Here is an 18,262-nt window from a genome sequence, read left to right as displayed (position 1 = left end):
GCGAGAAGCAGAACGGGGACCCGGCGCGTCCTGCGCAGGGCCCCCGTCTCGTGATCGTCTCGGCTCAGTCGGCGATCTGCGCCGCGAAAGACTGCAGCCAAGGGCGGAGCTCGGGACCGAGCTTCGGGTCCTGGCTCGCGAGCTCGACGGTCGCCTTGATGTACTCGAGCTTGTTGCCGGTGTCGTAGCGGCGTCCGCCGTAGACGACGCCCACGACTCCGCCGAACGCCTCGGGGTCGCCGGCGAGCACCTCGAGGGCGTCGGTGAGCTGGATCTCCCCGCCGCGGCCGGGGGCTGTGCGCTCGAGGACCTCGAACACCTCGGGGCGCAGCAGGTAGCGACCGATGACGGCGAGGTTCGAGGGCGCGTCTTCACGGGCGGGCTTCTCGACGAGCCCGGTCAGCTGGATCGTGTCGGGGCCGACGACGCCCTGTTCGCGCGGGATGCTCGTGTCGTAGGCGGCGACTCCATACGCGGAGATCTGGTCGAGGTCGATCTCCTGGAGCGCGACGACGCTGGCGCCGGTCTGCTCGTGCACCTCGATCATGCGCTTGAGCAGGGATCCGCCGGAGGACATGATGTCGTCGCCGAGGAGCACGGCGAACGGCTCGTGACCGATGTGCTGCTTGGCGCGAAGCACGGCGTGGCCGAGGCCGAGCGGGTCGCCCTGACGGAGGTAGTGCACATCGGCGAGGTTGGTCGCGGCGTTCACGCGGGCGAGCTTCTCGTGCTCACCGCGAGCCGCGAGGAGCGTCTCGAGTTCGGCCACGCGGTCGAAGTGGTTCTCGAGCGACGCCTTATGTCTGCCGGTGATCATGAGCACGTCGGAGAGGCCGGCCTCGACAGCCTCCTCCACGACGTATTGGATGGCGGGGCGGTCGACGACGGGGAGCATCTCTTTCGGGATGGCCTTCGTGGCAGGCAGGAAGCGAGTCCCGAGGCCTGCCGCGGGGATGACAGCCTTGGTTATTGGTGCGCGCATGAAGCTAGCGTATTGGAATTCGGTATCCAGGAGGTTTCGAAGCCCGGTCCGCGAGGTCCTGCGCGTTTCGCGGCAGGTCCGCTACTTCTGCGACTTCGTGGGCATCCGCCGCCCGAGGAACAAGGCAGCCCCGAGGAGCAGGGCGCTCCCGGCGAGGAAGATCGCCCAAGGGCCGCCTCCGTCGGTTCCGGTCGTCGCGAGGCCTGTTCCGCCATCCGTCGGTGCTGCGGTCGCCGCCGGCACGCCAGCGGTCGATGATGCAGACGGAGATCCGGGGGCCGCTGGTCGGGTCGCGGATTCGGACGGCACTGGATGCACGGTCGGCGTTGCCCACCAGGTGGGCTCGGGCTCCGTTTCACCGGGCACCGGTTCCGTGGACTGGGTGGGAGGAGCCGTCTCCGGCGGAGCCGAGGCGGTCGGCGCCTGGGTTGAAGTGGGCGCGGCGGTCGCTGTCGTCGTCTCCGTCGGAACGGCCGTCTCCGTCGGAAGGGCCGTCTCCGTCGGAACCGCAGTCTCCGTCGGAACCGCAGTCTCCGTCGGAAGCGCCGTCTCCGTCGGAACCGCAGTCTCCGTCGGAAGCGCCGTCTCCGTTGGAACAGCAGTCCCCGTCGGAACCGCCGTCTCGGTCGGAACAGCAGTCTCCGTCGGAACCGCCGTCTCGGTCGGAACCGGCGACTCGGTGGGGGCGGCCGTCTGGCACACCGCCGGCACCTCGGTCTCGCTGGGCGTCGGGGCAGCCGTGGGCGCCGGGGGCTCGGTCACCCAGTAGCCGAGGAAGGTGAAGGTGGGCAGGGACGCGAGGATGCAGTTGTCTTCCGCATTCACGACGCTGATGTTGTAGTAGATATCCCTGAAAGCGATGCCGGTGACCGTGTAGGTCCCGTCCGGGCCCGCGGGAGGCTCGAAGTGAGTGAAGGCGATGCTGGTGAACAGGCCGTCTGCGTCCTTCGTCCGGGGAATCAGACCACGGTTGTACATCACGTACTCCTCACCATCCGGACCTTCAAGGATGACCACCATGTCCTGGATCTCGCTGTCGTCTCGAGCCCGCCATTCGACGAGCACTTCCTGCTGGCCCCAGATGATCTGAGGCGAGAGGAACCTCGCGGTTACGAACTCGGGAGGCGAGTTGTCAGGCTCCCCGATGTAGGTCACGTTGAAGGACGGCAGCGCGGTGAGCACCGCGTTGTCTGCCGCATTGACCACCCGCGCATTCTCGAACGAGTCGAGCAGCCGGGAACTCACCACTGTGTACTCGCTGATCCTCCAGTACGGTCGATCGACCGTGAAGGTGACCGTTCCAGAGACGATGTCCCCGTCGACACGGTCAGGCGCGGACCCCGCTGCCCGCTCGGACCCATCAGGAGTGGAGACGGTGAAGCCGACGCTTGCGACTCCGGCTGGGTCCCGTGCGGTGTAGTCGATGGTGAACTGGTCGCCGAGCACCAGGTCACCAGGTGGTTCCATGGACACAGACAAGAGCTCGGGGCCGTCCTTGTCACCATTCCTGCCATCGACGTGGATCCTCGGGACATTCGCGACTGTGTCGTTGTCGCCGTGGTACGCGAAAAGGATGTTGCCTTCGACATCAATGAACCGGAAGACGGAGACGTACCAAGTGCGCGCACCCCAAGACGACCCGCCCACGACGAGCGAGTCCGTTCCGGAGACGATGTCCCCGTCCCGCGTGGTCGGCTCCGTGACGTCGAAGCCAACGTCCTGATAGTCCTGCTCCCCTCTCTTCGGGGTTACAGCTTGCAGGCTGACGTAGGAGTAGTCGATGTCCGCTTTGCTGCGGACGGTCCAGTTGAATCGGATCTCTTCGCCTCCCTTGACCTTGAGGGAGGACACGATCTCCAGGGAGAGCAGCTCTGGCTCCTCGCTGGCAACCTGCGCCACGATGGCAGGCTCTGCCGCTGCGGGGGCTGCGGCGACGCCTCCGACGAGGAGTCCGGCGAGCAGCGCGCATACAAGGGCGTGGAACTTCTTCATGAGTTCTCCGACGTCGGGGGATGCCAAGAGCATAGTGGATAAAACGCTATTTGAGGAGCACAGTTGAATTGCGGCCTCTACAACGCAGAAACCCGGCGACTAAACGGCCACACAAACAGTCCATTCAGCCACGGTTGCCACTTGATTATCCGCATGAGAAGTATCCCTGACCCAAGCCCAAAGATCACGAATATCGGATACTGCACATACGGGTCGGTCACATCCACCATCGCCAGCAGTGTTCCCGCAACTCTAATCGCAAAGAGGTGGACAATGTACAAAACAATCGAATTCACACCAAGATACTCTAGAAATTGCCTAGGCTTCCCAGCTGGGATGAGCGGTACCAAGCGCATCGCCAAGTAGATGGACCCAATAACCCCAAGCACGAAAATTGGTTCGTACACTACTTTAAATCCGACCACGTTGAACCATGACGAGGTCGCAGCCGAAGCGACAGCGATAATCCAGACAAAGGGGCGTCGCAGCCACACATCCACCACTGATCGGTGCTGCGCGTACCAGTGCCCCAGCGAAAATGACGTCGCCAGCCAACACCAAGCCGATCAGGCTCCAAAGCAGATACGGTCACCCGATCTTGTGCACTACACCCCCGAAGGACGGCACTGCTGACTTCGAGAGCGATCTGCGCAACAACATACCCGACAAGAACATCAGCGCCGGCATTCGGTACGGCTCGACCACTTGATTGAAGGCATCAATTCCACGCGGATAGAAATCCCCGAGGTAGGCGACACCAGTACCAGCATGAAAGAGGACCACAAGCAGCATCGCGATCCCTCGCATCGCGTCCATCCATGATTCGCGCATGGTTCTAACTTTCGTACACGACAGGGCAGATTCTGGGGCGGTTGCTCGAGTCGGACCGCTTGGTCCGCAGCAAATGGTGTGCGAAGCATCTCGCACTGAAAACGAGCCTAAGAGAGCTGTGCGACTAACATCCACGAGCACACAAAGCCGTCGGTCCGACCGTCGCGGGATGAGCCTCGCAGACGGCCCAGCCAGCCGAGGTTCAACGGTGGGGAAGGTGGGCCCCAAGCCTGCACGCCCCTGATAATGTCATGCGGGCCGCTTGGTTCGCGCTACCAGCAGTTGGAGGCCACCAGACCATGACCGTTGCACCCGACGACGACGGAATCGGCGCGAAAGCTGTCCGCGGCATCGGATGGATCGTCCTCGAGCGATGGGCCTCGCGGTTCATCGCGCTCGGCGTCTTCGCGCTCCTGGCTCGGTTCATCGCACCGGGAGACTTCGGGCTCCTCGCCCTCTCCACGGTCTTCACCGCGATCCTGCAGGTGTTCGTCGACTCGAGCTTCAACAAGGTGCTCGTCCAGCGGCTCACCCTGGAGCCCAAAGACGCGTCGACGACCTTCTGGACCAGCCTCGGCATCTCGGTCGTCATCTACGTCGCCCTCTTCTTCAGCGCGCCGCTCATCGCGCTCCTGCTCGGCGAACCGGAGCTTGGCGACATCCTGCGTGTGCAGTCGATCGCGATCGTGCTCGCCGCACTGAGCAGCACCCCGGCGGCACTCCTCGAACGCGACTTCCACTTCAAGCAGCTCTCCATCCGCAAGCTCGCGGGCACGGTGGCCGGCGCCGGCGTCGCGGTCCCCATGGCGATCATGGGCTACGGCGTCTGGGCGCTCGTCGGGCAGGCCCTGGTGCAGAGCTTCGTCGGATTCGTGACGCTCTGGGCGGCCTCACGCTGGCGTCCCAAGTTCGAGTTCTCCTGGACCTCGCTGCGCTCCATGGCCTCGATCGGCTTCAGTGTCCTCGGCGTGGAGCTGCTCAGCGCGACGCAGGCGAACATCGACAAGCTCGTGATCGGCGCTGCCATCAATCCGACCGCGCTCGGCTATTACTTCTTCGCGCAGCGGATCCTCACGATCACCTCGGAGCTCGTGACCTCGGTGGTCGGCCGCGTCTCGCTGACCACCTTCTCCCGAACACAGGGAGACGTCGCGAAGACCAACGTGGTCATGCGCAGCCTCACCTTCGCCTCGTCCGCAGTCGCGATCCCGGTCTTCCTCATCCTGGGGCTGCTCGCGCCGGACTTCATCCCCTACCTCTTCGGCGAGGAATGGGTGGCCTCGATTCCGGTGTTCCAGCTCCTGATCCCGTCGATCATCCTGGTTTCCGTGACCTACTTCGATGGAAGCGTGCTCATCGCAGCAGGTCGAGCGAAATCCGCCTTCGGACTCGCGCTCGCCCAGAACATCGTGGGCGTCATTCTGCTGTTCGTCGCCTTGCCGTTCGGCATCCAGGGGGTGGCGCTCTCCCGCAGCGTCCGCGTGATCCTGCTCTGGCCGCTGCGCCTCGTGCTGCTGGCGAAGCAGGCCTCGATCGCCATCGGCCCCTACATGGGGCAGCTCATCCGATGTACAATTGCCGCCGTCCCGATGGTCGCGTTGCTGCTGATCCTCGACCTGACACCGTGGGCTGCGGTTGAGCCCCGCGTCGTCGGGTACACCGTGCCAGCGGCCATCACCGCGTTCGCACTGTATCTCGGCGTCCTGTGGTTCGTCGCCGGTCGTGAGCAGCGGACGACGATCATCGGACTGGTACGAAAACTGCGTCGCCGGTCCGCGTGACATCCCCCCGCAGTGCTACGAGGAGTCACGTTCGAATGGTCTTTCGCACGCTGGTCAGACGCCAGAACCTGGCGCTGTCGACAAGTCTGCGCTCGGCAGCACACGACGCTGGCCTGAGCGACGTCTTCAACGTGTGCGTCCTCGAGCGCGACAACGCACTGCATGTCTCCTTCCGAGCGCTCGACGAGAGCGGCCAGAAGCCATTCCGGGCATATCTCGCCTCGGCCCCGGTCGGGAGCGACGACTGGACGGTCGTCGATCTCACCGCCCACGCAGGCTCGCACGGGGTCGCCCCGGTCGCCGACCCAAAGCTCTTCGCGACGAAGGACGGGGTGTTCGCGACCTTCAACACGGGATGGCCGAGCGGAGCTCAGAACGACATCTTCATCATGAGGGTCGCCCCCGTGCTGTCCGCACCGAGCCGAGTGCAGCTCGCCAACGCCGAACGGCAGCGCATCGAGAAGAACTGGGCGTTCCACCAGCTCTCCGACGGGGAGCTTGGCGGCATCTACAGCCTGCAACCGCTCATGACGCTCCTCCGCGTCGACGGGCAGGTCGGCGAGACGCCGGACATCACCTTCGAGCTCACGCGGCACGACGCCCAGTACCCGGTGAGGGTTCCTCGAGCGACCACCATCGGCTCTCAGCCCTGCCTGACCGCAGATGGCTCGCTCGTGCTCATGGCGCACGAGCGCTTCTCCATCCGGTCCAAGCGCGCCTACGTCGGACGCCCCGTGCGCATCTCTCGGCTCGACACGACGACACCGACGGTGGAGTTCTCCAAGCACCGCCTGGTGCACTCGGTCGCAAGCGCTCTCCCACGGCGAGGCGTCCACAATCGCAATCTGCTGAGCGCAAGCTACTTCGCCGGGGCCGATGTCCTCGGGTCGACGGTTCGGCTCAGCTACGGAGTCAATGACGTGAAATTCGGCATCGCGGAAATCGAGGAGCAGGCACTGTGGCAGTAAAGACGTTCTACTGGGACCCGGTCGACCGGACCCGTCGCTTCTCGATCCCCCGACGAGGCAAGCTGCGGGTCGGCAACGCCGGCGACCTCTTCAATCGAGACCTCGTACGATTCCTCTACGACGACGAGCCGGACAACCTGACCGACATCGGCGGGCGCCTGCTGCTCGTCGGCTCCGTCATCCATCGCGCGCTGCCTGGTGACATCGTGTGCGGGGTCGGGACGAAGGGTCGTGAGCTTCCTGCTGCGGCAGAGGGGCCTTCCGACATCCGCGCCGTGCGTGGGCCGCTGACGATGCGAGCCCTTGACGAAGCCGGGTACGACACCTCGAACGTCACATCACAGCTCGACCCCGGTCTCGCAGTCGAGTCCATCTACGCCAAGACCTGCGCCGAGACCCAGGCCGAAGCGGGTCGGGTCATCTTCATCCCCCATTACCGCGACCTGCCGCTCTTCCGCCGCCGCCGCGAGTTCTCCCTCGTCAGCATCGACTGCGAGCCGGAGGACCTGGTTCGCGAGATCCTGCGCGCGGAGTTCGTCTACACCTCGTCGCTCCACGGGCTGATCTTCGCGCATGCGCTCGGACGTCCCGTCAAGCTCGTGGCACCGGTCAACGGCGAGCCTGAACTCAAGTACCAGGACTACTTCGCATCAGTCGACCTCCCCTGGTCGACCCCCGTCTCCATCGACGAGGCCCTGCGCGAGCCTCGCCTCGGCTCCCCGGTCCACATTCAGAAGACCCTCGACGACTTCGCGTTCCCCACTCGAGCCGAACTCGTCGAACGCGGCATCGCATCCGCATCCTCCGCGTGACGGCGCGGCTCTGACCTGTGAGTATGAAGGAACCCGAAAGTCAGCAGAGCGCTGACGCACCGAGAAAGGAATTGGTTCGATGACCGAAGTCCTCCTGCCGATCCTCATCGTCGTCGCGACACTGATTGGCCTTCGCGTCGCCGGAGCCACGACCACCGTCGCGCTCGTCGCGCTCGTGGGCCTTGCGCTCTTCCCACGCAGCCAGGTGTACCTGTTCGGGTTCGACCCGGTGCCGTTGTCCACAGTGAGCCTCTTCATCTGCGTCATCATCGCCATCTTCGCTAAGCCGCGGCTACCGATTCCTGTCGTCTTCATCCCGTTGGTGGCCTACCTGATCCTCATGGTGACCACCGGCTGGACGAATCCGCACGTCTCGGGAGACGCTCTAACGCTCATCCTCGTCGCGATTCTCGCCTGGTTTGTCGGGACGTTCGTCGGACGGGCCGAGACAGCTCCTCAACTCGAACGTTGGCTTGCTTTCGCGATCCTCGCCATCCTCGGCTTCCAAGCGCTCATCGCGCTGGGCCAGAGCTTCGGCCTCTCCTGGTTCGCCGCCGTCTCCGAAGCATCCATCCTCGAATCCGGACGCTCGGCGGGTACGGCTGGGCACCCCGGCAACCTGGGGAAGATCGTCATCTGCCTGACGGCGATCGCGCTGCCGCTGAGCACGTCCACCGACAAGGTGGTCGCTCGCGCAGCGACGTTCGCGATGCTCGCCGGCCTGCTGGGGGTCGGCCTCTCAGCGAGTCGCACGAACTTCATCGCGCTGATCGGCATGCTCGGGCTCTGGATCATTCTCCAGCGCGGCAAGGGCGTCATGAAGCGACGTATCTGGTTCGGTGGCGCGATCGCGCTCGTTGGCGCGCTCTCTCTTGATGCCATCCTCGCCCGCTTCCAGCAGGACCCCCTCGGTGGAGAACGAGAGCACCTCCTTGCCGTCGCGCAGGAGCACATCGGTAGAAATCTCATGCTCGGCATCGGGCCGGGAAACTACATCACCTACTTCGGCCAGTTCGATGCGCTCACCGCGCGTGGGTGGCCTGTGCACAACGTGTTCTACTACGTCACGGCAGAACAAGGTGTCGTAGGGGCACTCCTCTTCTTTGGACCGATGGTCGCTCTGGTGATCAAGGGCCTTCGCGACTACAACAGGAAGAATCAGCACTCAGATTCCGGGCTCGCGCTCTTCACCCTGACCATGGCAATGATCGTCGTGGGCTTGACCGGATGGGGATTCGCAGGAGGCTTCCTGCTCCACATCTGGTTCTTCACATTCGGCTACTTCAGCGGGAAGCTCGCGAAGAAGCCCGTCGAACTGCCGCCGCCGGTCGCCGCCCTGCCGATCCGTCCCGCTGCCAAGGGTCTGCGCTTGCGCTGACGACTCCCTCCCAACGAACATTCCAGGAGAAGCCTGTGCTCAAGCACGTCCACGGTGTGCCCGCATTCATGTGGAACCCCCACCGGTACCGTCGTCTGCGACTCGCAGGTCGCACATTCGGGCCCCGGAAGAACAACTTCGGTGATCTGATCGGCCCGCAGGTCGTCGCGCAGGTCGCCGAGTCCCGACTCGGCTCGGGCCCCCACCAGGCGGTGGACTCGACGCGAACGCTCTTCTCCGTCGGATCCGTCATGCACTTCGCCGTCGACAACGACGTGATCTGGGGAACCGGCGTCAACGGCAAGACGGTCGAGCAAGCCCACCGCTTCACTCGACTCGATGTGCGCGCTGTGCGGGGGCCGCTCACCCGGGAATGGCTTCGCCGCGAGCGCGGAATCGACGCCCCCGAGGTCTACGGCGACCCGGCTCTGCTGCTGGGCGACGGATTGCGCGCGCGGCACCCGCTCCTCCCGTCCCGGCGCTTGAGCGTCATCCCGAACCTCAACGACGCGCGGGAGTACCGCAGCCACCCGGACTTCTTCAGCCCCAGGCGCTCCGTGGACGAGATCGCAGCCCGCATCGCCGGGAGCGAGGCACTCGTCACAAGCTCACTCCACGCACTCGTCTTCGCCGAGATGCTCGGCGTGCCGGTCGTGCTCATCGCCTCTCCCGTCGAGCCTGTCTTCAAGTACGAGGACTACTTCCGCGGCACGGGGAGGAGCAGTTGGACGATCGCCTCGAACCTCGACGAGGCTCTGCAGCTGCTTCCTGCCCGGACGGCCTCGACGGAGGACCCGCTTGCCGCCTGGGACCCCGCGCCCCTCGAAGCGGCCTTCCCCACCGATCTGTGGACCACGGCGAGCTGAGGGCACTGAACATGTCGAGCGTTCCCCCGAAGCCCAGAGTGCTGATGTCCTACAACCGGCCGCCCGGAGGTGGGAACCCGTACACGGCATTTCTCGCACAAGCGCTCGCCGACGACGTCGACCTGCAGTTCTTCTCGTGGAAGACGGCGCTCATCGGCCGCTGGGACATCTTCCACCTGCACTGGCCCGACGCTCTTGTCGTCGCCCCTTCCGCCGTGCGTGAGCTCCTGAAGTCCTTCCTCCTTGTCGCCCTGGTCATGCGCATCCGGCTCACCCGCAAGACGCTGGTGTGGACGGTGCACAATCTCAAGCCCCACGAAGCAGGGCGGCGGACCACAGCGTTCGCGATCGACCTCCTGATCCGGGCCGTCGACGTGCGCATCTACCTCAACAGCTCAGAAGACAACGACCTCTCGCTGGGGGTCACCGTGCCCCACGGGGACTACGTCCCACTTCTGCGTCAGCACAAGGAGGAGGGCTGGGCGTCTCAGGAACGCGTGGTGCACCAGATCCTCCACTTCGGCCTCGTTCGCCCTTACAAGGGCATCGAGTCCCTCATCGAGAGCTACGACCAGCAGCGGCTGCCTGGGTCGAGCCTGGTCATCCTCGGTGCCGCGAAGAACGCGCAGTACCGTCACGCGATCCAGCAGCTCGCGGATGCGCATCCCGGCACGGCGTTCGATGCGCGCTTCGTCGAAGACCCCGAGCTTCTCGATCAGCTCGCCGAGAGCAGACTCGTGGTGCTCCCGTACCTCCAGATGTACAACTCGGGCGCCCTCATCTACGCGCTGAGCTTCGGGTGCCCCGTGCTCGCGCCGGTCAGCTCCTCCAACCTCGCGCTCCAGCGAGAGGTCGGGTCGGAACTCCTCACGCTCTACCAGGGACCTCTCACGGGTGAGGTGCTGGAAGCGGCCTATCGGGATGCCCCGGCACGGCGCACGTCAGCCTCCGCCTTCTCCGAGCGTCGCTCGTGGGCGACCACCGGCCTCGCACACGTGCGCCTGTACCGGGCGCTGCGCGGAGCCCGAGCCGCCCGAGCCGCGGACATGCGTGCGCGGGTTGCCGCAGCAGTCGCCGCTCCGGATCAAGCCGCCTGAGGGCAGGCTCTCAGCCGGCCGCCAACTCCCGGAGGCGAGCGTCGACGCGTGCAACCGACCGCTCGATGGTGATCTCGCGTGCGTTCTCCACGAGGTGATCCGAGAGCCGTCGCCGCAGCGCCTCGTCGTCGAGGAGTCGTTGAACCGCGTCGACCCACAGCTCGACGGGCTCGCTCGGCAGCACGAAGGCATCCACGAGCTCGGGGTCCGTGATGAGGAACGGTGCGGCACCGTAGTCCCGCGAGAGGATCACGGGGACGCCGTGCTGCGCGGCCTCGACCGCGCTCCTGCCGAACGCCTCACGGCTCGACGTGCCGAGGAAGGCCGTCGCTCCCTGCCAGAGGGCGGCCGGGTCCACCCAGCCGGAGATGTCGAGCGTCTCGGGCCGTGACTGCTCGAGCTCGCCCTGCAATGGGCCGGCGCCGAACGCCTTGGCCAGCGCCCCCGTCCGGCGCACGATCTCAGCGAAGAAGAGTGGGCGCTTGTCGCGGTCGAGGCGACCGGCGAACACGAGGTGCCCGTCCCGTCCCAGTGACCCGTCAGCGATGCGCTCGACCGAGGGGACCCCAGCCGGCACGATCACCGGATCGACCGCAGAGCGGACTCCGTCGGCGAGCACCGTCGTCGTCGCCCAGACCTCGTCGGCTTTCCGCATGGCACGGGTCACGAGAACTCGCTGGAGCACTCGGCGCAGCGCTTTCGCCTCACCGTGCGCCGGCCACGGCAGTCCGCGGACGAACGAGACCCACGTGCTCGGCCGGTTGCTTCCAAGGCCGCTCACCGCGATGTCGCTCTGGCCGATCATCGTGATGACGACATCGGCCTCGCGGAACTCGGCACGGCTCAGCAGAAGCCGCCTGATCGCCGGGATCAGCTTCATGCCGTGCACGTCGATCGTGGTCTCGTGCACTCCGAGATCGCCCTGCGGCGGGGAGCCGAGTGCGCTCGGCCTCATGGCGATGATCCCGGACCAGTCGAGGCCGGCTTCCCGCGCGGCGGTCACGAGGTCGTAGGTGGAGCGGTAGACGCCGCTCCTCGTGGTGAGTGGGACGGAGACGATACAGACCTTCATGTCGCTCAGACGCTCTTCTCGAGTTCGGCGACGATGGAACGCGTCCCTGCCGCGTACTGCTCAGTCGAGAACCGCTCGAGGACTCGGGCGCGTCCCGCGGCAGCCATGGCCACAGCCCGATCCGGGTCGGCGATGAGCTGCGCGCAGGCCTCGGCCAGCTCCCCAGCGTTCTCGGCCTCGAAGGTCAGCCCGACTTCTGCCGAGTCGACGATCTCCACCAGACCCTGCGTGCGAGCGACGATCGTGCACCGACCCGCGGCCATGCCTTCGGCCGCCACGGTTCCGAACGGCTCGAGCCGCGATGGGACGAGCACCAGGTCCGCTTCTCCGAAGCGCTCCGCTGGCTCCGGGTCGAAGCCGGCGAAGACGACGGCATCCTCGAGACCGTGCTTCGCGATCTGCGCGCCGAGCTCGTCCCGGTACCACTCGTACCCGTCGAACACGTCACCGATGAGCGTCAGCTTCGTGTCGATGCCTCGCTGCCTGAGGAGGTGGACAGCCTCGATCGCGGTGTCGGTGCCCTTGCGAGGGCTGATGCGCCCCACCAGGAGCAGGCGAACGGGCTCCGCGAACCCTTCGAACGCCGGAGCCTCGTACGGGGCCCAGTCCTTGCCGTTGTACAGGACCGAGGTCTTGCCCGTGACGCCGGACGCATCGTCGAGCACGTATCGCTCAGTGGCCTTACTGTTGCAGACCACTCGGGTCGCGAGTGCCAGCGGAGCGAGCAGCACCTTGCGGACGATCGCCGGCTGCTCTGATTCCGCTTCGCGCACGTGCACGAGCCTCGGCTTCTTCGCCAAGGCCGCCGCGAGGAGCCACCAGGGCTGCGTGATCGTGTTGACGTAGACCACGTCGGTTTCGAGGCGACGCAGGACCCTCATCGACCGCACGATCGTGCGCGGCATCGTGGCTGCGAGCTGCAGCAGCTTGAGGGGGCGCAGCATCGCCTTGCGCAGCACGGGAAGAGGGAGAACGAGCACCCTGGCGCCCGCCTCCGTGAGGAGCGGCACGAGCGGTCCGTCAGACGGCAGCACCACATCCACCTGGTCGCCGGCTTCGACGAGCGCACGCACCGAGGCTACGGCCATGCGATCACTTCCGTACAGCTCCGCACCAGGATGGGTAAGGAGGACGCGAGTCACGATCGGCTGGGCCTTTCGGTAGGTTCAGGCACGTGCAAACAGCTCGGTCCTGACTCGCAGAAGCATGAGTCTTCGCACGAAACAGGACCGTCATCGGGGATGCCATAGAGTGTAGCGTGATCGAGCTATCGCATCGCGTCGCGCTCGTTTCCCCCCGTTAGCGCATCCCCCACCTGCGCTGGAGGTCGGTCGACCTCAGCCCTGCGAGTCGCAGGACTGACGTTCACCCCCTTCCCACCTCAACGCGAAAGAGGCCTGACCTGATGAATCGATCAGTCGCGATCATCGGTACTCGCGGTTACCCGAGCTACTACGGCGGCTTCGAGACAGCCGTTCGGCGCCTTGCTCCGTACCTCGTCGACCAGGGCTGGGACGTGACTGTCTACGGCAGGGATGGCTCCACGAAAGAGGGCGACCCGACGCGCGACCCACGCGTGCACACTCCCGTGACTCGAGGCATCGAGTCGAAGTCCCTCAGCACGCTGTCGTACGGCGCGACGGCCATGTTCGACGCGTCCAGGCGCCGCCCTGACGTCGCGCTCGTGATGAACGTCGCCAATGGGTTCTGGCTCCCCTTCCTCCGCGCACGCGGAGTCCCGACGCTGCTCAACGTCGACGGCATCGAGTGGGATCGCGCCAAGTGGGGGCGCCTGGCGAAGGCCATGTTCCGAGGAGGAGCCAAGGCGACCGCGTGGTGGGCGGACGAGCTCGTCTTCGACGCGCACGCCATCGGCGATCGTTGGCGCAGGGACTTCCGTCGCGACGGTGTCTTCATTCCCTACGGTGGCGATGTGCCGGAGGACCTCCCCATCGAGCCCGGCCTGACGCACCGCGGATACGCCCTGGCGGTCGCGAGGTTCGTGCCGGAGAACACGGTGGGCGAGTTCCTCGAAGCGGCGGAGACCGTCGCGAAGACGCACCACGTGGTCATCGTCGGCTCAACCGGCTACGGTGGCGAGCTCGACGACAAGGCACAGAAGCTCGCAGATGCGAACGCCAGGGTGCACTGGCTCGGCCACGTCAGCGATGACGACCGGTTGCACTCGCTCTGGCAGCACGCTGGAGCCTATTTCCATGGACACAGCGTTGGCGGCACGAACCCGGCGCTCGTTCAGGCGATGTCGTGCGCCGCACCGACCGTGGCGCGGAACACCGTCTACAACCGAGAGGTGCTCGACGACGCGGCGGTCTTCGTCGAGCCCACACCGTCAGCCATCGCGGACGGTGTCCTCCGCCTCCTGGGCGACCCAGCTCTGCAGGAGGACCTGAGCGCTCGTGCGTTCGCTCGCGGCCGAGCGGAATACTCGTGGGAAGGCGTGTGCGCGCGCTACGAGGAGAGCCTCGACAAGCTGGCGCGACGAGGGCGGTCTGGGAAGAAGTCAGCCGCCGGACGCCGCTGACCACTCGACCGGCACTCCGTCCGAGGTGGTCAGCACGACCTTCTCGAGATCGGGGTACGTACCCTTGACCAGGGTGCCGATCTCAGCGACCAAGCGACGCCGGTCGGTGTCGCTCACCGAGCCCGAGTCTACGCGGAGCTCGACCTGGAGCCCGTCACTGACTGAGCCGCTGACCTCGCCCACGTACCAGCTCGCGGCGCCACCATCGTGCGGTCGATCGAACCCGTCTGCGAAGTCCTGCACCTGCCACAGCCGCTCGAGAAGCGCCTGGGCATCGCTCCCCGAGCCGCTGCCCTGCGGTGATCGCACCGGTGCCGACACGCGGAGGGCGACCGTCCCATCCTCCGTGATCTCACCGGACTGGGGCCAGGCAGTCACGACGATCCGGTCCTCCGGTTCCCAGTCGATGTCACGCTCCGAGATGTAGATCGGTGCAAGGCCTGCCTCAAAGAGCCGCGCGGCCGCCTCGTCCACGCTGAGGCCCACGACGACCGGCACCTGGGTCGCCACGGCGCTCGTCGGCGGAAGGGCCTCGCTGGACGTCGGGGGCGGCTTCGGCTGGGTGAAGTCGCTGACCGAGAAGAGCAGCACCCCGGAGAGAGCGACAAGCAGCACCGCGCACAGAAAGAGCAGTGCTGCCTTGAGCGGCGGTTTCGACCGACCAGTTTCTGGCGTCGTCATGATCGCCTAGGCCGTGTCGGGTTGCGCGCAGCCGACGATGGCAAATTTCGCATAGCCACCTGTTTGGTACGCGAACTCGTAGAGCCACCCCCCAGGCTCAAGTACTGCTGGGGGTGCCACGACATCTACGGCGATCCCGCTGCAGGACTCGAAGATGGTCCGCGCGCGGGCGACGTGTGGCGTCGCGGTAACGACTGCGACCGAGGTCCAACTGTCGCGTTCAGCAATCTCCGCAATTTTCAGAGCCTCACCGGCAGTGGTGGCAGGCACCGGCATGAAGCAGTCAGCTGTGCGATCACGGCACTCGGGAATGGAGGCCTTGTCGTAGGCCCAGCCGGGCCTCCCCGCCGAGATGATCATGCGATCGGCGCGGCCTTCATCGACGAGTTGCTGGCCGAGCGCGACACGGTCGGGTGTCGCTGGTCCGAGGACGATGACGGCGTTGGCATGCTCGACATCGTCCGAAGCCGGGAAGACGTAGACGATCGTCGCCGCGACCAGCGCCGCGACGACGACGAACGCGCCAACAGAAAGCCAGAGAACGAGCCGACGCACAAGAACCTCCAGAGCTAGAAGGAAGCACGTCGTCGTGACCACCGAATGAAGATGAAACGATACCCGCTCTCTTGGTGACTCGCGTGTGAGCCGCTGGGGCGCTCAGTCGCCGAACACGATCGTCTCCGTGAAGTCGGCCCCGTGGGGGACCTTGACGACCACGCGCCGCTTCGCGGTCGACAAGTACGTCTTCTCGTACACGAGGAACGAGAGCTCGGACGCCGACGCCCTGGTGCCCTCGGAGAACATGAAGGTGAGCCGATTCGCTCGGTTCGCGCCCGTGACGATGGTGAACCGGTCGGTCGATACTCTGAGCGTGGACTTGAGCTGCGAGTTCACGACGAGCGGGCGTCCACTCACCGAGCTGTCGACCACCGCACCGACGACCGCAGACGGCTGCACGGAGAACTCGATATGGTCCTCCGGGCCCAGGAGCAGGGGGATGCAGTGGTACCCGGTTCTTCCGGGTGTCTGAACGCGTCGCACAAACCGGTCCTGCTCGCCCTGCATGCTGCCGAAGACCCGGCCGGCGTTGAACCGCAGGGTCGTCGTCATGACTGGCGACTTCGCCGAGCTCACGGCGGTCACCGTGAACGCCCCAGTGGATTCCCCGGCGCCCATCACCGCACCTGAGGCGCTTCTCGAGGTCGCGATCATCGGGGTGAGGGCTTCGGCGTACCCGGTCGCCGTCTTGCCAGCGTAGGTGCCCCAGCTCCGGTCGATGGCCTCGTTGTCCCTGACCACCTTGGAGCCCGAGAGCTTCGCGACGGGCTCGTTCGAGGACAGGACGACCGTGCCTCGGGTCGGAGTCCAGAGGATCCCCGGGCCGTAGCGCGGGCGAGCTTTCGTGTCACCCTCGTACGCGAGGTTCTCGAGTCTGTTCAATCCGTACTGGAAGCCCAGATGGAAGTTCTTCCTCTGCACGAACCCGTACCAGCGCGGCAGGATCTCGGGCGCCGTCGGGGCGGTGTCCGCCAGCAGGGTATTGCTCGACGCGGCGGTGAAATACGGGTAGTCGGCGGCGGAGGCGCGACGCTCAGCATCACTCGGGGCGGGTGCGACGGTCTGCACCGTCCCGAGAAGGCGACGTGGGCTGAGCAGCTCGCGGCTCCCGGAGAGCACCCTCGCCGCCCAATCCGTGATCGGGTACATGGCGGGGTCGCTCACCCAGTTGTCGAACCAGGCCTGCACCGCTTCCTGAGAGGGGTGCAACGCGGCGAACTCGGGAGTCACCGCGAGCAGGTCGCGACTCGGGGTCAGCGAGCTCTGCGTCTGGTTCGACTTCCCGAGGGGTGCCTTCCAGGCTCCGGGGATCGCATCGTAGGGCTGGAAGGTGAAGACGGTGTTGCGGGCGGAAAGGCCAGCGTAGTGGAAGCCTTCCACATAGTTCGGGGAGCCATCCGGTCCTGGAGTCGGCTCGAAGAACACTGTGTGTGTCACGAACCTAGTCACCTGCTGGGCGATGTCCTCGGTCGTGGTGGCGACGTCTCCTCGTCCCATCTCGCGAGCTAGGCGAGCGATGACTGCAAGGTCCGGAACTGCAACGTTCGCCGTGTACCCGTAGTCGTAGGCCTTGCGCTCCACGGTGTGGCCGCTTGTTGAGATCCCACGCTCAGCGATGATGGCCAACGTCGCGGGCACGTTTGCCAAAAGTGCTGTTCGATCGTCTGGTATCTCGAAGGCCGCGAGCACTGCCGCAGCGATCATGCCGATTGGCTGATTGGCGACGTCAATCTCAGCGCGGCCCCAGAGCTGCGAGTTGGGGTCGAGACCAGTCGCCACGGCTTTGCCGATCATGCTTCGCAGCGAGGAGAGCGCGGCGTCAATTGCGCCTTGGTCTGCTGCGGGGGCAGTCGCACGATCTTTCGTGAGAAGACCGAAGGTGGAGGCCATGGCCTGCACCCCGAATGCAGTGGCAGCAAGACCAGACACAACCGTCGGGTTTGGAACGGCAGCATCGCTCTGTGCGCCTGAATCCTCAGGGAAGAAGCCATCCGCGAGCTGTGTTGCTGCGTAGGTTTCTATCGCAGCGAGGAGTCGAAGCCTCAGCTCGCGGTTACCCCGGTACTCCACATTCCACGGTTCGTCGTTCGCAAGGAAGTAGGCGAGCGTGGAGATGTGCTCCTGAGTGCGCGCGTTCCACCATGTTGACGCGGCTGCTCTCCAGTACTTGCCCGTGAACCACCCTCTTGGTGCCACGTGTCGACCGGCTCCCGCCGCTACCGGTCCATCGCCGACCATCGCGTTGGTCACCGCTGCCAGGGAGCGTTCGTAGTAGGCAGCGATCGCTGACGTTTCCGTGTACAAAGCGCGGTCTGCCGGCGTCCAGGTCGAACTCAGAGTGCGTATCTTCGCCAACGACGCGGTCGCGGCATGTGCGGGGTTCTGCGCCGCGAACAATCCGACCGTAGAAACAGCGCCGCCGATGATGGCCGCTCGAAGGAGGCCTCGCCTACTCAACGCATGCTTGGACGGTTCTGTCATGCTCGGCACTCCTTGCTGATCAAGGCGAAGTCGGACGTGACGCGCACACCTGCGAGACTCGCTTTCGACTGGCGGGTCAGTGTTCCCCGAAAGTCGCCGGGACTTGCCGAGTCAAGCTGGGATGCCCCATTCGCGCCGCTCCAAGCCTAACCGGGTTATGTTTCGAGTCAACGAACGGACTCTGACGATCCCGTTCGACGCCAGAGCCTTTCCCCGCGCAC

General features: G+C 65.6%; 15 protein-coding genes. 7 read left to right on the top strand and 8 right to left on the bottom strand.

The window, feature by feature from the left end:
- Window positions 1-64: 64 nt before the first annotated feature.
- The 3 genes from C5E07_RS02005 to C5E07_RS01990 form a co-directional block, all read right to left on the bottom strand.
- Window positions 65-982 carry a UTP--glucose-1-phosphate uridylyltransferase gene (locus tag C5E07_RS02005; RefSeq protein ID WP_104240298.1) on the bottom strand — a complete coding sequence of 306 codons (918 nt, stop codon included), beginning with the start codon at window positions 980-982 and terminating at the stop codon, window positions 65-67.
- A gap of 81 nt (window positions 983-1,063) precedes the next feature.
- On the bottom strand, window positions 1,064-2,974 hold the full coding sequence (locus C5E07_RS02000; RefSeq protein WP_104298217.1) for a hypothetical protein: 1,911 nt from the start codon (window positions 2,972-2,974) through the stop codon (window positions 1,064-1,066).
- A 588-nt stretch (window positions 2,975-3,562) separates the two neighbouring features.
- Entirely contained in the window at window positions 3,563-3,805 is a 243-nt protein-coding gene (locus C5E07_RS01990; RefSeq protein WP_104298215.1) for an acyltransferase family protein, read from the bottom strand.
- Window positions 3,806-4,104: 299 nt separating this feature from the next.
- On the opposite strand from C5E07_RS01990, the gene C5E07_RS01985 reads away from it, so the two are divergent.
- From C5E07_RS01985 to C5E07_RS01965, 6 genes are all read left to right on the top strand, one after another.
- A complete protein-coding gene (locus tag C5E07_RS01985; RefSeq protein WP_181057717.1) occupies window positions 4,105-5,586 on the top strand; it encodes a lipopolysaccharide biosynthesis protein in 1,482 nt (493 codons plus the stop codon).
- A gap of 35 nt (window positions 5,587-5,621) precedes the next feature.
- A complete protein-coding gene (locus C5E07_RS01980) occupies window positions 5,622-6,554 on the top strand; it encodes a hypothetical protein (protein ID WP_104298213.1) in 933 nt (310 codons plus the stop codon).
- Window positions 6,545-7,366: a polysaccharide pyruvyl transferase family protein gene (locus C5E07_RS01975; RefSeq protein ID WP_104298212.1), complete on the top strand. Its 822-nt coding sequence runs from the start codon at window positions 6,545-6,547 to the stop codon at window positions 7,364-7,366. Before C5E07_RS01980 ends, C5E07_RS01975 begins: the two co-directional genes overlap by 10 nt.
- 79 nt (window positions 7,367-7,445) lie before the next feature.
- Window positions 7,446-8,744, top strand: coding sequence for an O-antigen ligase (locus C5E07_RS19350; protein ID WP_181057715.1), 1,299 nt, complete (start codon window positions 7,446-7,448; stop codon window positions 8,742-8,744).
- A gap of 35 nt (window positions 8,745-8,779) precedes the next feature.
- A complete protein-coding gene (locus C5E07_RS01970; RefSeq protein WP_181057713.1) occupies window positions 8,780-9,610 on the top strand; it encodes a polysaccharide pyruvyl transferase family protein in 831 nt (276 codons plus the stop codon).
- An 11-nt stretch (window positions 9,611-9,621) separates the two neighbouring features.
- The gene (locus C5E07_RS01965; protein WP_146080468.1) at window positions 9,622-10,707 is read left to right on the top strand and encodes a hypothetical protein; all 1,086 of its coding nucleotides are present in this window, start codon (window positions 9,622-9,624) and stop codon (window positions 10,705-10,707) included.
- A gap of 10 nt (window positions 10,708-10,717) precedes the next feature.
- Here C5E07_RS01965 and C5E07_RS01960 read toward each other — a convergent pair whose 3' ends face one another.
- Entirely contained in the window at window positions 10,718-11,779 is a 1,062-nt protein-coding gene (locus C5E07_RS01960) for a glycosyltransferase family 4 protein (protein WP_104298209.1), read from the bottom strand.
- A 5-nt stretch (window positions 11,780-11,784) separates the two neighbouring features.
- Window positions 11,785-12,867 (bottom strand): glycosyltransferase family 4 protein, encoded by a 1,083-nt coding sequence (locus tag C5E07_RS01955; protein ID WP_104298208.1) that lies wholly within the window; start codon window positions 12,865-12,867, stop codon window positions 11,785-11,787.
- A gap of 317 nt (window positions 12,868-13,184) precedes the next feature.
- Between C5E07_RS01955 and C5E07_RS01950 the strand changes: the two genes are divergently transcribed.
- Window positions 13,185-14,321, top strand: a complete 1,137-nt coding sequence (locus tag C5E07_RS01950) for a glycosyltransferase (RefSeq protein WP_104298207.1) — start codon at window positions 13,185-13,187, stop codon at window positions 14,319-14,321.
- Here C5E07_RS01950 and C5E07_RS01945 read toward each other — a convergent pair.
- From C5E07_RS01945 to C5E07_RS01935, 3 genes are read right to left on the bottom strand one after another with little or no spacing between them, the layout of a single operon-like run.
- A complete protein-coding gene (locus C5E07_RS01945; protein ID WP_146080467.1) occupies window positions 14,301-15,002 on the bottom strand; it encodes a PASTA domain-containing protein in 702 nt (233 codons plus the stop codon). The genes C5E07_RS01950 and C5E07_RS01945 overlap by 21 nt on opposite strands.
- A gap of 6 nt (window positions 15,003-15,008) precedes the next feature.
- Window positions 15,009-15,599 carry a YdcF family protein gene (locus C5E07_RS01940; RefSeq protein WP_104298205.1) on the bottom strand — a complete coding sequence of 197 codons (591 nt, stop codon included), beginning with the start codon at window positions 15,597-15,599 and terminating at the stop codon, window positions 15,009-15,011.
- 60 nt (window positions 15,600-15,659) lie between these two features.
- A complete protein-coding gene (locus tag C5E07_RS01935; RefSeq protein ID WP_104298204.1) occupies window positions 15,660-17,354 on the bottom strand; it encodes a hypothetical protein in 1,695 nt (564 codons plus the stop codon).
- Window positions 17,355-18,262 lie beyond the last annotated feature (908 nt).

The organism is Pseudoclavibacter sp. RFBJ3 (genome assembly GCF_002931375.1).
In the GTDB taxonomy this organism is placed as follows: Bacteria; Actinomycetota; Actinomycetes; order Actinomycetales; family Microbacteriaceae; genus Pseudoclavibacter.
Note: the sequence above shows the minus strand (reverse complement) of the source record. Positions and strands in the feature narration are given on the sequence as shown.